At 30.6% G+C, this 12,880-nt stretch carries 16 protein-coding genes; 8 read left to right on the top strand and 8 right to left on the bottom strand.

Translation table 11 applies throughout. From position 1 onward, the window contains the following. Window positions 1-13: 13 nt before the first annotated feature. Window positions 14-1,060, top strand: a complete 1,047-nt coding sequence (locus PXD04_RS20965) for a transcriptional regulator (protein WP_323736753.1) — start codon at window positions 14-16, stop codon at window positions 1,058-1,060. A gap of 3 nt (window positions 1,061-1,063) precedes the next feature. Here the strand turns inward: PXD04_RS20965 and PXD04_RS20960 are convergent, their stop codons facing one another. Next, window positions 1,064-1,801 carry a hypothetical protein gene (locus PXD04_RS20960; RefSeq protein ID WP_323736752.1) on the bottom strand — a complete coding sequence of 246 codons (738 nt, stop codon included), beginning with the start codon at window positions 1,799-1,801 and terminating at the stop codon, window positions 1,064-1,066. A 234-nt stretch (window positions 1,802-2,035) separates the two neighbouring features. Here PXD04_RS20960 and serA point away from each other — a divergent pair, with 234 nt between their 5' ends. Further along, window positions 2,036-3,610 (top strand): phosphoglycerate dehydrogenase, encoded by a 1,575-nt coding sequence (serA, locus tag PXD04_RS20955; protein WP_323736751.1) that lies wholly within the window; start codon window positions 2,036-2,038, stop codon window positions 3,608-3,610. A 37-nt stretch (window positions 3,611-3,647) separates the two neighbouring features. On the opposite strand, the gene PXD04_RS20950 is transcribed toward serA, so the two are convergent. The 4 genes from PXD04_RS20950 to PXD04_RS20935 all read right to left on the bottom strand — a co-directional run bounded on the left by PXD04_RS20950 (window position 3,648) and on the right by PXD04_RS20935 (window position 6,750). Next, window positions 3,648-4,703, bottom strand: coding sequence for a Mov34/MPN/PAD-1 family protein (locus PXD04_RS20950; RefSeq protein WP_323736750.1), 1,056 nt, complete (start codon window positions 4,701-4,703; stop codon window positions 3,648-3,650). Window positions 4,704-4,769: 66 nt separating this feature from the next. After that, on the bottom strand, window positions 4,770-5,483 hold the full coding sequence (locus PXD04_RS20945; RefSeq protein ID WP_323736749.1) for a tRNA(His) guanylyltransferase Thg1 family protein: 714 nt from the start codon (window positions 5,481-5,483) through the stop codon (window positions 4,770-4,772). 97 nt (window positions 5,484-5,580) lie between these two features. Beyond that, entirely contained in the window at window positions 5,581-6,351 is a 771-nt protein-coding gene (locus PXD04_RS20940; protein ID WP_323736748.1) for an aspartate dehydrogenase, read from the bottom strand. A 12-nt stretch (window positions 6,352-6,363) separates the two neighbouring features. Further along, the gene (locus tag PXD04_RS20935) at window positions 6,364-6,750 is read right to left on the bottom strand and encodes a PRC-barrel domain-containing protein (RefSeq protein WP_323736747.1); all 387 of its coding nucleotides are present in this window, start codon (window positions 6,748-6,750) and stop codon (window positions 6,364-6,366) included. Window positions 6,751-7,029: 279 nt separating this feature from the next. On the opposite strand from PXD04_RS20935, the gene PXD04_RS20930 reads away from it, so the two are divergent. Beyond that, a complete protein-coding gene (locus PXD04_RS20930; protein ID WP_323736746.1) occupies window positions 7,030-7,755 on the top strand; it encodes a tRNA-binding protein in 726 nt (241 codons plus the stop codon). Between the two features lie 24 nt (window positions 7,756-7,779). Here PXD04_RS20930 and PXD04_RS20925 read toward each other — a convergent pair whose 3' ends face one another. The 3 genes from PXD04_RS20925 to PXD04_RS20915 all read right to left on the bottom strand — a co-directional run bounded on the left by PXD04_RS20925 (window position 7,780) and on the right by PXD04_RS20915 (window position 9,988). Beyond that, window positions 7,780-7,980, bottom strand: coding sequence for a class III signal peptide-containing protein (locus PXD04_RS20925; protein WP_323736745.1), 201 nt, complete (start codon window positions 7,978-7,980; stop codon window positions 7,780-7,782). Next, window positions 7,977-8,906 (bottom strand): type II secretion system F family protein, encoded by a 930-nt coding sequence (locus tag PXD04_RS20920; RefSeq protein ID WP_323736744.1) that lies wholly within the window; start codon window positions 8,904-8,906, stop codon window positions 7,977-7,979. The genes PXD04_RS20925 and PXD04_RS20920 overlap by 4 nt, the downstream gene beginning before the upstream one ends. 80 nt (window positions 8,907-8,986) lie before the next feature. Then, window positions 8,987-9,988: an aminopeptidase P family protein gene (locus tag PXD04_RS20915; RefSeq protein ID WP_323736743.1), complete on the bottom strand. Its 1,002-nt coding sequence runs from the start codon at window positions 9,986-9,988 to the stop codon at window positions 8,987-8,989. 143 nt (window positions 9,989-10,131) lie between these two features. On the opposite strand from PXD04_RS20915, the gene PXD04_RS20910 reads away from it, so the two are divergent. Genes PXD04_RS20910 through PXD04_RS20890 form a run of 5 tightly spaced genes read left to right on the top strand, consistent with a single transcriptional unit; the run spans window position 10,132 to window position 12,826 of the window. Then, entirely contained in the window at window positions 10,132-11,325 is a 1,194-nt protein-coding gene (locus PXD04_RS20910) for a YcaO-related McrA-glycine thioamidation protein (RefSeq protein ID WP_323736742.1), read from the top strand. Between the two features lie 22 nt (window positions 11,326-11,347). After that, on the top strand, window positions 11,348-11,686 hold the full coding sequence (gene pth2 / locus PXD04_RS20905; RefSeq protein ID WP_323736741.1) for a peptidyl-tRNA hydrolase Pth2: 339 nt from the start codon (window positions 11,348-11,350) through the stop codon (window positions 11,684-11,686). Window positions 11,687-11,699: 13 nt separating this feature from the next. Further along, the gene (locus PXD04_RS20900; protein ID WP_323736740.1) at window positions 11,700-12,359 is read left to right on the top strand and encodes a delta 1-pyrroline-5-carboxylate synthetase; all 660 of its coding nucleotides are present in this window, start codon (window positions 11,700-11,702) and stop codon (window positions 12,357-12,359) included. Between the two features lies 1 nt (window position 12,360). Next, entirely contained in the window at window positions 12,361-12,525 is a 165-nt protein-coding gene (locus PXD04_RS20895; protein ID WP_323736739.1) for a zinc finger domain-containing protein, read from the top strand. Window positions 12,526-12,559: 34 nt separating this feature from the next. Next, on the top strand, window positions 12,560-12,826 hold the full coding sequence (locus PXD04_RS20890; protein WP_323736738.1) for an elongation factor 1-beta: 267 nt from the start codon (window positions 12,560-12,562) through the stop codon (window positions 12,824-12,826). Window positions 12,827-12,880: the final 54 nt, after the last annotated feature.

Raw genomic sequence — 12,880 nt, 5'->3', positions numbered from 1 at the left:
CATAATATATATTATGAATTTAGATAACTCTGCAATTAACCGTGAGAATGTCACTAAGGAAATTAATGAATTATTATTATCTTACGGATTTAAGACATCAAATATATATGATCGAAGTTGTTTTGATTTACTGGCAAGGAAAGATGATATTTTAATCATCCTAAAAATACTGGTAAATGTAGATAGTTTAACTTCCACACAAGCAGAAGAGTTATCTAAAATTGCCGGAACGTTTCTTGCAAGCCCGATAATTATAGGATTAAAATCTAAACATAACTATCTTGAAGAGGATGTAGTATATGAAAGACATGAACTACCAGTAATTACTCCACAAACCTTATGTAACATAATAGTTAATGACATACACCCAGAAATATTTGCAAAACGTGGCGGATATTATGTTAAAATAAATGGTGAACTATTACGACAGTTCCGTGAACAAAAAAACTTATCATTAAAGGAATTAGCGGATATGAGTCATGTTTCAAGAGAAACAATATACCGCTACGAACAGGGCAATTCACAAACCTATCCAGAGACGGCACTGATGCTGGAAGAAGTACTTCAGAAACCAATTACATTATCAATAAATCTTCTTGATGTAAAAAATAATAACAGTCTGGATAAGAGAATACAAGAACCTAAAGAACTTATTAAACTAGGATATGATATAAAAAGTTCTAAGAAAACACCATTTGATGCCGTGTCAGAAAGCACAAAAAATGCAAAGGACATCACTAAACTACAAGAAAAACTAGAAAACAAACTGGACGAAATAGAGAAAATCAGGGCAGAAATAAATAAGAAAACACGTGAAAACCATATTTTAATAACAAACCTGGAAAAAGGCAGAAACACCCGTACATTAAATAATATTGCGAACAAAACAAGGGATATTTCATCAGTAACAGGCTACGATGCATTATTCGTACTAGAAAACAAGCAAGACAAGGAAAACATTGAGGAAATACCTGCAATATATACATGGGAAATAAAAGATATGGAGAATATTGAAGATTTACTAAAACTAATAAAAGAAAGAAAAAATGAAGCAGAATAGGATTTATGCTTTCACGCTATTAATAATACCAAATGTTTCCTCTGCTTCAGTAACCTTTGCCACACCCACACATACAGAATCCAGATAATCAATACTTTTTATAAATTCATAAGCTTCCCTTGGTTGTAATATACCAGTAGCTAATGTTCTGTTTGCAATAATTTTCTTATCCAGAGAAGATAATAATTCATTAATAATACTTTTATTTTCATTATTTAAAAAATTACAATCCATCATATAACCATAAAAATTTAATGGTAACATTATCTCATCAAAGTCCTCGAAGAAAGATGATTCCTTAATTAATGGAATATTTTTAAAAGGTGTTCTAGTTTCTATTGCAGGAATAAAACCAGAATCCTTAATTTGATGCAAATAATCAGAGATAACATTATAATCCTTATTTTTTATATTTTCATCCACGAAGAATCCGTCTAACATGACAGATTTTGTATTATATTTCTGGAAGGTGTTCAAGTCATCATCAAAGTTTTCGGTACTTGTTTTTCCAATAACTTCCCAATCATAACCTTCAGCCAATGATAAATCTAATGCTTTTTCCAGATCCCCTGATCTGTTCAATAAGATCTTTTGAACCCCTAAATCATATGCTTTGTTTAATATTTCAGCAATATTTCCAGGTTGTTTCTCAAAATCTAATTCATATAATCTTGTTCTATGCCCAAACTGTGGTGCAAAAATAAATGGTGAAGTTCCTAAAATAATTTCATTAAATGTCATTTATTATCAACCCATAATAAGTATTAAAATATATATTTCTAAAAACAAGTTATTAAATTATGATAATGAAAACTCTATAATTATATACTAAAAAGAACATAAATAAGTAGTGAATGTTAAACCAAAATTATTAAAGAATAGAACAAAAGGTTTAAACAAAAAGTATTATTTTTAGTTTAACAATATGTGGATTATTAACCAGATTCATAATAAAAACATAAAGGAGTTACACTAATGCCAAAAGTATTAATAGCAGATAAAATTAATGAAAAAGGTGTAGAAGTATTAGAAGGATCTGCAGAAGTAGTAAACAATCCTACAATCACACCAGAAGAATTACTTGAAACAATAGACCAATACGAAGGAATAATCGTAAGAAGCAGAACCAAAATTACAAAAGAAGTAATAGAAAATGCTAAAAACTTAAAAATAATTGCAAGAGCAGGTGTTGGAGTAGACAACATCGATGTAGATGCTGCAACAGACCATGGAATACTAGTAGTAAACGCACCACAATCAACATCAATCACAGTAGCAGAACATGCAATGGGATTAATGTTATCATTAAGTAGAAAAATAGCAATAGCAGATGCATCCGTTAAAGCAGGAAAATGGGAGAAAAGTAAATTCATGGGAATGGAATTACGTAACAAAACTCTCGGTGTAATCGGAATGGGAAGAATTGGAAGTCAAGTAGTAAAAAGATCCAAAGCATTCGAAATGGATGTAATAGTATACGACCCATACATTACCGAAGAAACAGCAAAAGAGTTAGGTGTAGAAATTACAACACTAGATGACTTAGTACAAAAAGCTGATGTAATGACCATACACGTACCATTAACTCCAGAAACAAAAGGATTAATTTCTAAAGATGAACTTGCAAAAATGAAAGACAATGCAATACTCTTAAACTGTGCTAGAGGTGGAATCATTGATGAAAATGATTTATACGAAGCATTAAAAGAAAGACCAGAACTCAAAGCAGGATTAGATGTATATGAAAACGAACCTTTAGAAAACAGTCCATTAGCAACATTAGACAATGTTGTTTTAACACCACACATAGCAGCTTCAACCAAAGAAGCACAACGTGATGCAGCAATCATAGTAGCAAAAGAGGTTAAAGAAGTTATAAATGGAAATACACCAAGCAATGTTTTAAACATGCCACTCGTAGATTCAGAAACCTTTCAAACCCTCAAACCATACTTCAAATTAGCTGATAAACTTGGACAAACATTAGTACAAATTACAACACCAAACATTTCAGAACTAAACATCGTATACAGTGGAGAAATAAATGGCAGATCAAAAGAACCACTAACAAGAGAATTATTAAAAACCTTCTTAAACCCAATACTAACAGAACCAGTAAACTCTGTTAATGCTAAAGCAGTAGCAAAACAAAGAGGTATAAAACTTACAGAAGGAGAAACTGAAGACAGTGGAAAATATGATGCTACCATCAAAGTTGAAGTAAAATATGATGATAACGAAACCACAATAGAAGGAACAGTAGAAAACGGTGTGACAAAAATTATTTCAATAGATAACTATGAAGTAAACCTTGAACTTGAAGGTTTAATGGGAATAATTAAATATGTTGACTTACCAGGCACCATTGGAACTATTGGCAACATTCTAGGAAACTATAAAATCAACATTGGCGAAATGCAAGTTGGTAGAAAATCAGCTGGTGGCGAAGCAGTAATGGTACTTAAAGTAGACCAAGAAATTACTAGTGAAGCTATTGCTGAATTAGAAGAAACAAAAGATATAGAAGTTGTAAAATCAGTAAAATTATAACTTCTTATCCATAACTTTTTTTTAGAAAACAATATTTTTATAAATTATTTTTTAAGCGTTCATTTTCTTCTTTTAACTTAGCAATATCTGCTTCCATCTGTTTTATTTCATCTTCTATTTCTTCAGAAGTTTTCTGTTTAATTTTAGATTCACTTTTTGTAGTATTGTTTTCTTCAATTTGTGGTGCTTCTGTTTTAGTTGTTGCTACTTTTTGTGGCGTTACTGTTATAACTTTATTGTTATTTTTCATGTTTTGTGGGGCTTTAATAACATTTAATCTTATTTCATCAATGTCATCGTTTGGTGTTTTATCAGTACGTATATCTACCTCAACATGATCTCCAGGTTCATATTCAGGAGGTAATGGTATTTCTTTTATGACTTTTTTTCCTTTAATTTCTATTTCTAAATTTAATGTTGCAGGTGATTGTGGTTGTGAATTTACTTGTGTTTGATTATTTTCTTTTTTACTCATTAATTCTTCCCCCGTTTCTAATTCATTATTAAATTGGTCATCTGATTCTTCATTTACTGTTGTTTCTTGAATGTTTTTATCAGTATCTGTTTCTTCTTCAAGTTCTTTTAATTCTTCAATAAATGATTCATCGAATAATTCTTTATCAATATCCATTTCATCTAGTTGTTTTATTTCTACTTCATCACCTAAATCTTGGACTGTGAAAGACATTGGATTTCCAAATGCATCATATGCCCTTATAGTTGCTTGGGTGTATGGTTGACATATTATCATGTGAAAGTATCCGTTCTTTGCAAAGAATGTTAAATCTGCTTGACTTGGACTTGCACTTGGACCTGGATGGCTATGTACAGAACCAACAGCGTTTGTTGTTAATGGCATCATGAATACTTGCATTACTGCACTATTTTCTGATGCTTTGAATGGTAGAAATATTAAACCAGTAATTTTAAGAATTTCTTTATGTATTTTTCCGGATAATAATGCTACATATTCTTTTGGATCTGCTTCAATAGCTATTTTTTCTATCTCATCTATTACTCTGCTATCTATCTGTACTTCTTTTATTGACTTGTCATTACCTAATAGTTTAGATAATTTTTTATTAAAATCCATGTTTTCATCCTCTGTTTAATAGAGTAGACATAATGATTAATTCTATTAATATATATTATTGTTTTTCTAATTAAGTAATTCCATTTCTAGATTTACTTTTATTTTTTTTCTTGTTGATATATTTTTTTGATTATTTGTGGGATTTATTCCTTCGCTTGTTTGTATTATTTTATGTATACATATTCCTCTTTTTTGCCATGTTGGTACGTGGGCTATATTGATGTTATGTTCATATAATAATTCGTGTATGTCTGATTTTTTTAGTTTGTATAGTATTTGTGATGTTTCTTTTGGTGTGTGTGTTTTGTTTAGTATGTATTGTGCATATCCGTTTAAACAATTTCTCCATGCTTCGTCTTGTCTGTTTTTAAAGTATTCTTTTATGTGTTTTGAGGTGGATATTATTCTGCAATCAAATGATGCAGGTTTTAATCTTGTTATGTCTGTGTCAAATTTTTCCTGGTTTATGAATAGGTGTTTCATGAATGATGCTGTGACAAATGATGCTAGTACTGAATCAATTTTTTCTATTCTTCCATTGAATGGTGCTTGGGTAAATAGTATGTTTATTTCGTCTGAGAATGTGTAAACATATTTTGGATTGAATTCTTTGATTAAGTCTTTTGATACTTCGATAAATAGGTCTCTTAGTCTGTCATCGAATGGTTTTTGTAGTTTTAATTGTTTTGTATAATTAGAAAATGTTCTTCCATCTATTCTTAGGATTAATGGAATGTCTTTTATTACTTTAAGTTGAGAAAATTGTTCATAATTTTTCAAAAGATTCACCTGGTTGGTTGTGAAAAAAGTTTATTAAAAAAAGAGAGTTATCTAGGAATTCGTTGATTCCTTGTTGATAGGCGATATAAATTTATATCTATGACCCAATTTGTATTGTTTCCGATAATTTATTAAGTAAACTGGCTGCGGAGTATGCTGCTAATAAACTAGTTTTTGGATTATCGGGACTACTTACATTTGATGTTATGGTGACTAATTCACCAAAAGTTCCTTTTATATGAATTTCATGAGTATTATTTTGGATGTTTGGATCTGCTATGATAGTAACATCAGCATCAATTCCTGAAGCTAAGCTTAATGTGGATGAAACATTAATATTTTTTGGAAACTTGTTCACAGCATCTGAAGCTTTTCCTTCAAATATTATTTTTTCTGATTTTATATTTGAATCTAATCCTAATGATACTGGTGGTTTTCTTGTTGTTAAGGATACTGATTTTATTTCACCCATTTTTGCTGCTTTTACTGTGTCAATACCTGTTATAGCACCAGTAGGTAAATAGATTTTGGCACCATTATCTTTGGCTATGTTTTCAATTTGTGTCTTGAAATCTGTGTCAAGTAAAGCTCCTACACTCATTATTATTACATTAGTTCCACTTTCTAGAATTTGCGGAATTGAAGTACGTACAGCACCTTGTGAAGCACATTCAAGTATTAATTCTGAACTTTCTATGAGTTCATCTAATGAATTTGCTACTTTTGAATCAACTTTTATAGCTAATTCTTCTGCACTATCTTTATCTAAATCATAAAAACTTGCAAAATCTATGTTTAGTTTATCTTCTAATTTAAAGTTCACTAATGTGTTAGCTATTGACCCACAACCCATAATTCCTACTTTCATTAATAAACTCCATTAGTTTGATTGTACTTGTGGTTTTTTAACCATTGGCCTTTTTTGGGGTGCTGCATTTATTCTTTTATTTTGGGAAGTTTGAAATTGTGCTAGTTTTACTTGGTCAACAAGTATAATATCATTTACTGCTATTACTACTTCGTATGGTATGTCAATTATTCCTTCTGTTCTTACAGGGTTGACATCTTCTTCTTCTGGCACTAGTCTCATTGAGTTTCTTAGTACATCTCTTAATCCTACATTTCTGTTGTCTTCTGTTATTGCTTTTGTTTTGAAAAATGAAATTCTTCCTTTTTTAATGTTTAGTACTACTTCGTTCACTTTTCCTATGTATTTTCCTTCTGTATCATAAATGTTTAAGTCGTAAAATTTTGATAGGTTTACCATTATATCACCAAATGTTTATTTTTTTTTCAATGTAATTAATGATTGTCTTTTATAATCGTATAAAAGGTTATAATCCCTTATTTTAAAATTATCAAATAATAATCTCTAATCTATTTATTATATGTAAAACATATTATATAAATTTTATTTTTTAAAGTGTTTAGGATAATGGTTTTTCTTTTTTAAAAGGAAAAAATTGTCAAAAAAAATAAATTAAAAAAGAAATATAAATAATTGATAGATTTCATTATGAAAAAAATATATATTTAGGGAAATAATATGTGGGACACTAGTAAAGATTATAGATTAAAAGTTGCAGAAAAAGCAGTAGAACAGTTTATTCGAGTTGTTGAAGGTTCTAACCTAAGGGGTTCTTGGAATAAGAAGCAGGTTCGTTTAATTGCTAAGAATATGAATCCTGAATTACAAACTATGTATTATTCTTATTTATCACCACAGGAGTTAGCTGATACTCCTCAGATGAAGAATTTATTGAATAGTGTTGATGAGATTATAGAAAACTTGGGTGGGGAGGATTATTCTAGAAAGTTTTTAAGTGAATTGAATCGAGAAGAACGTGAAAAACTTGATTTACCTTTGTCACGAATGAAATTTTTCTTTAATACTATAAGAGGTTTGCCTGAGAGATTAATGTTGGGTGAGATTGATGATCCCGTTATTGGTGTTGACATTAAAGTTGGTGAGCTTGTAAGTGTTAGTAAGCATCCTGATACTGATACGTTGATGATTTGTAATGTTAATCTTGGTAAACGTGCTATTACAGTTATTACTAATGATACGAGTGTTAAGGATAATGATAGGGTTGCAGTTGCCTTGTTACCTCCTAGTGTTTTCATGGGTATTAGTAGTGAGGGAATGTTCCTTGGTGCTGGTGAAGGTGTTTTGAAGGATGTTGAAGGGGATATTGGTAGTCTTCCTCAGCATATTGATGTTGCTGCTTTTAATGAAACTCGTAATTTAGTTGATCAGTTCATTAAAGAATGAATGATTAGTCCATTCTTATTTCTTTTAACCTCCTTCTTTTATTAAATTATTTAAGTTGTTTAGCTTGTTTTTTAGGTTGTTTACTTCGTTTTCTGTCATCTCGTTGTTTAGGTCAAACAGGTAATCTTTGTATACTGTTGTTGCTAGTAGCACTACCATTATCATTCCTGCTATTAGTAGTATTAGTTCTGTTGATACTTGTCCTGATTCTTCTTTGATTTTCATATTATTCCTCCCATTATTCCTGTTAGTATTTGTTGTGAGAAGTAGTATACTGCGAGTGATGCGGGTACTATTATTATCATGTATTTGATTCCTTTTTTTGCATCTGAGTACATTACTATTCCTAGGAGTATACTTACTAGTATTGCTTGTATTATTATGTAGCCTGTGCTGCTTATTGGTATTACTTCGCTTAGGGGGTTTGTTCTTCCGGATATGCTTATAAATTGTGTATATAATTGTATCATTCCGAGTGCGAAGGGTGTTGCTATTACTGATGATATTACTAGAAACATTACTGACATCATTACTCCTGCTTTTCGTTGTTTTTTTAGCATTATTGTATCGGATAGGTCGTCTGCTATTGCTTCTAGTATTTCTGATAGGTTTCCTCCTGAGTTCCAGCTGTGTATTATTAGTTGAAATGTGTGTTTTAGGTTGTCTGAATTATTTTTGTTTGCTATTTCCATTAGTGATTCGTCGAATGGTCTTCCGAAGCTTGTTTCGAGTAATGCTCTTTTTATTTCATCGTTTAATGAGTTGTTTATTGTTTGGGATAGTTCTTTGAATGCTGATTCTAAGCCTAATCCTACTTTTATTAGTGAGGATATTTGTCTTAGGTAATCTGGTAATTCTTGTTCTATTTCTTCTAATCGTTTTTCGTTCTTGTAGTATATGTAGAATGTTAATGATAGGGGTATTGTTAGTGTTATGATTATGCTTGTTATTATGTGGATTGTGAAGATTATGCATATTATTGTTGTTATTATGAGTGTTATCAGCATTGTTAGTATTGTGATTGTTATTAGTTCTTCTGTTTTTATGAATATTCCTGAGTCTATAAGTTTTCGTTGTATTTTGTAAATAGTTTCTTCTGATAATCTATTTTTTATATGATTATTTATTTTTTTTATTATTTTATTATACATAATTTATTAATTTATGAATATTTTTAAAAATAGTATTATTTAAATGTATCTTAAAAATGGTGGTGAAGAAGAAAGACTCATCATAACATGAAATCCAACTTTTTATCAAGACTTGTTAAAACCTCACTATTCTTCTTAACAAGCACATCATCTTCAATACGGACACCAAACTCGCCAGGAATATAAATACCCGGTTCAGCCGTAATCACCATGTTTTCTTCCAAGACAGTATCAACCTTATTAGAAATTACAGGATCTTCATGAATTTCAAGACCAAAACCATGACCAGTACTGTGAATAAAATACTCACCATAACCATACTCTGATATAACATCACGAGCTGCATTATCCACATCAGCCACAGCTACACCCGGAGCGATAGTACTTATAGCAGCTTTTTGTGCTTCCAAAACTATGTCCCATATTTCCTGTTGACGTTCTGTGTCAATGAAAGTTCTTGTAATATCAGAACAATAATAATCATATTTAGCTCCCCAGTCAACAACAATAGGTGTTTCAACACGATTCATTGATGTTTCAGAATGAGGAGAACTGGAACGTTTACCACTAGCAACTATAGTGTCAAATGCTGGTTTAATAGAACCATTTATAGTCATGTCAAACTCTAAAGAAGCGGCAGCAAATTTTTCAGTACTTGTAAAATCAATTTCTCCAATAGCATTTTCTGCTATACCAATTGAATTTTTTATCTTAGTAATTTCTTCCTTAGTTTTTGTTTTCCGTTTATCATAGAAAACTTCCGATGTTTTTACTGATGATATGTCATCGGATAAATATTTGGTCAATCCAAAGTCTAATGAGTTTTCCACAGCTATTGTACCATTTAGTAATTCTTTTACTTCTGCGAATTTTACTATATCCCTTGTTTCTATTTGTGATTTTTCTTCTGCACTTTCCTTATCTATGCTATTAACATATAATATTGGTTCATCATCTATGATTAAGTATGCGAAACTTGAAGGATAAAAGTCAGATATGTATTTAATGTTTTCTGGAGAGTAAACAAACATTGAATCAATGTTTTCTTCATTTAATTGGTCTAAGATTTCATTAGTTTTCATTTGTAATCAATTCCAAATTTTTTTCTTTTTATATTATATATAATTATAAAATTTTTAGATAATAGTAATTTCGAAAAAAGATAAAATGATTAAAAAATAAAAGTAATATATAATAAGAACACTATTAAGGAAGAATTATTAACATGTTAAATGAATCACCAGTAACTTATAAAAAATCCACTCATAGGACAAAAAGTCCCGAAGAAACTTTAGAAAAAATAGGTAAGATAACAACTGAAATAGGATTAACCAGAACTTCTGAGATTACTCATCTTGACAGGATAAAAATACCAGTATACACATCTGTACGTCCACTAGCAGTAGAAGGTGCTGTGAGTATATATGCAGGTAAAGGTCCGTCTAAAGTACATGCAAAAGTTTCATCTATTATGGAAGCTATTGAAAGATATTCTGCTGAGATGCAGGACGAAAATACTGTTGTTAAGAAGTATGATGAAAGTGATTGCTTAAATCCGGAAGATCTTATTTTACCAAGAAACAGTTATGATGATGATGTAGAATTAGAGTGGAGTGAAGGTTTTTCTGTAGTTACTGGTGAATCCATACTCATACCATCAAATGCTGTTTATCATCCATATGTTAATGATACTGTTAAACATTTGTTTTTATCAAATACTAATGGACTTGCTTCTGGAAATAGTTTAGAGGAAGCAATATTTCATGGTATGATGGAAGTTGTTGAAAGAGATTCATGGAGCTTGTTTGAAGCATTTAAGGATGAAAAATGTGAAATTAACTGTAATAATTCAAGTAATGATTATATTGTGGAATTAGTTAATAAGTTTGATGAAGCTAATGTGTCAATTAAGTTAATTGATTTAACCAGTGAAAACAAAATTCCAACTATTGGAGCAGTTAGTGAAGATTTATCATTAAAAGATCCTGCACTATTAACATTAGGTATTGGAACACATTTGGATCCTGAGATTGCAGCTATTCGTGCTATAACTGAGGTTGCTCAGAGTCGTGCCACACAGATTCATGGTACACGTGAGGATACTACGCGTGCTAATCTATTGCGTGAAACAGGTTATGAACGTATGAAGCGTATTAATAGGCATTGGTTCAGAGACTGTGAAGAATCTGTTGATTTAAATGATATGACTGATTATTCGCAGAATTCTTTCAGAGATAATATAAATAAGACAATGGAACTGCTAAAATTATCGGATATTCATGATGCTTACTATGTGAATTTAACGAGAAGTATTGGAATTCCTGTTGTGAGGTCAATTATTCCGGGTATGGAATTGTTTAGTGTAGATTCCAGTCGGGTTGGTAAACGTTTAATACCAGATAATTATATTGTTAATTAAATTTTTTTGAGTAATGATTATTATGAAACAGGTTATTGTAGTGAGAACAGACCTTAAGATGGGTAAGGGAAAGATAGCTGCACAAGCATGTCATGCATGTCTTGGATGTTATAAGAAGGCAGATAAGAATGATATACGTAAATGGGAACTTGAAGGTCAGAAAAAGGTAGTGTTAAAAGTTTCTTCTGAAAGAGAATTAATGGAATTGTATTCTATTATTAAATCTACTGCTCTGCCATGTAGTCTGATTACGGATGCTGGTCATACACAGATAGAACCTTCAACTAGAACTTGTCTTGGTATTGGTCCTGGATCGGATGAAGAAATTGATAGATTAACTGGTGACTTAAAATTATTATGAAGAGTTAATTATTATGGTTACTGTAGTTAAGATTGGTGGTAGCTTATTTCCTAGTTATACTGAAAAGTTATGTGAAATGTTAACTAAATCCAGGGAAAAGTTGGTGTTAGTTAATGGTGGGGGAATGTTAGCTAATAAGCTCAGAGAGTATAATGAAGAATTTGAATATTCTGAGGAAGTTAATCATTGGAATGCTATTCGTTGTATGGATATTATAGGAAGTTGTATTGCGGATAAAAATGAGGATATTAGAGTTATTGAAGACATAGATGATATTCCGCGTGTTCATGAAGAAGGTAAAATACCTTTGTTATTAACTTATAATTTAATGAGAAAGTATGATGATTTGGAACATTCATGGGATGTGACTAGTGATTCAATTGCTTGTTGGGTGGCGAATAAAATAAATGCCAAACTATTAATATTAACAAATGTAAATGGTATATATAATGGTAACATTTCTTCAAATAATAAAAAATTAATCAAAGAGATTAATGCGAATAAACTATTATTTTTTAAAGAAACTTGTGTAGATAAATGTTTACCGAAATTACTAATTAAATATCATTTAAACTGTTTTATAATTAATGGGAAATACCCTGATAGGGTTATGGCTCATTTAAACGAAGACAATGATTATAATAATTTTTATACATTTATAGGAGGAAAATAATATGGCAGAAAAAATGACTTGTACATCATGTAAACAAGAAATCTCACCAATAGATGAATACGTAAAATTCCATTGCCCAGAATGTGATGCAGAAATTTACAGATGTCCTAAATGCAGAACTTTTGGACATGAATACACTTGTGAATGTGGTTTCAAAGGACCATAGATAATTTATATAATAAATAAAGGGAGATTTGATTATGTCTGATGTAGCAGTAACATTAAAAGTTATGCCAGAAAGTCCAGAAGTAGACTTAGCAACATTAAAAGAACAGATAAAAAATGCTGTTGGCGAAGAACAATATGAAAGAGTAGAAGAAGAACCAATAGGCTTCGGATTAGTAGCATTAAATGTTACAATCGTAGTTGACGATGGTGAAGGTGGAAGTGAACCTGCAGAAAAAGCTATCGCTGATTTAGCTGATGTAGCAACAGTAGAAGTAACCCACATGACCAGATTAATGTAAATAGTATTATTTACACACAATCACTTCTTTTTAATTACAAAACCAGATAACCAC

The organism is Methanosphaera sp. ISO3-F5 (assembly GCF_034480035.2).
In the GTDB taxonomy this organism is placed as follows: domain Archaea; phylum Methanobacteriota; class Methanobacteria; order Methanobacteriales; family Methanobacteriaceae; genus Methanosphaera.
Note: the sequence above shows the minus strand (reverse complement) of the source record. Positions and strands in the feature narration are given on the sequence as shown.

Bases quoted from the DNA above. Each gene is read 5' to 3' on its own strand.
- PXD04_RS20965 (WP_323736753.1), top strand. From the start codon at position 14: ATGAATTTAGATAACTCTGCAATTAACCGTGAGAATGTCACTAAGGAA.
- PXD04_RS20960 (WP_323736752.1), bottom strand. From the start codon at position 1,801: ATGACATTTAATGAAATTATTTTAGGAACTTCACCATTTATTTTTGCA.
- serA (WP_323736751.1), top strand. From the start codon at position 2,036: ATGCCAAAAGTATTAATAGCAGATAAAATTAATGAAAAAGGTGTAGAA.
- PXD04_RS20950 (WP_323736750.1), bottom strand. From the start codon at position 4,703: ATGGATTTTAATAAAAAATTATCTAAACTATTAGGTAATGACAAGTCA.
- PXD04_RS20940 (WP_323736748.1), bottom strand. From the start codon at position 6,351: ATGAAAGTAGGAATTATGGGTTGTGGGTCAATAGCTAACACATTAGTG.
- PXD04_RS20935 (WP_323736747.1), bottom strand. From the start codon at position 6,750: ATGGTAAACCTATCAAAATTTTACGACTTAAACATTTATGATACAGAA.
- PXD04_RS20930 (WP_323736746.1), top strand. From the start codon at position 7,030: ATGTGGGACACTAGTAAAGATTATAGATTAAAAGTTGCAGAAAAAGCA.
- PXD04_RS20925 (WP_323736745.1), bottom strand. From the start codon at position 7,980: ATGAAAATCAAAGAAGAATCAGGACAAGTATCAACAGAACTAATACTA.
- PXD04_RS20920 (WP_323736744.1), bottom strand. From the start codon at position 8,906: ATGTATAATAAAATAATAAAAAAAATAAATAATCATATAAAAAATAGA.
- PXD04_RS20915 (WP_323736743.1), bottom strand. From the start codon at position 9,988: ATGAAAACTAATGAAATCTTAGACCAATTAAATGAAGAAAACATTGAT.
- PXD04_RS20910 (WP_323736742.1), top strand. From the start codon at position 10,132: ATGTTAAATGAATCACCAGTAACTTATAAAAAATCCACTCATAGGACA.
- pth2 (WP_323736741.1), top strand. From the start codon at position 11,348: ATGAAACAGGTTATTGTAGTGAGAACAGACCTTAAGATGGGTAAGGGA.
- PXD04_RS20900 (WP_323736740.1), top strand. From the start codon at position 11,700: ATGGTTACTGTAGTTAAGATTGGTGGTAGCTTATTTCCTAGTTATACT.
- PXD04_RS20895 (WP_323736739.1), top strand. From the start codon at position 12,361: ATGGCAGAAAAAATGACTTGTACATCATGTAAACAAGAAATCTCACCA.
- PXD04_RS20890 (WP_323736738.1), top strand. From the start codon at position 12,560: ATGTCTGATGTAGCAGTAACATTAAAAGTTATGCCAGAAAGTCCAGAA.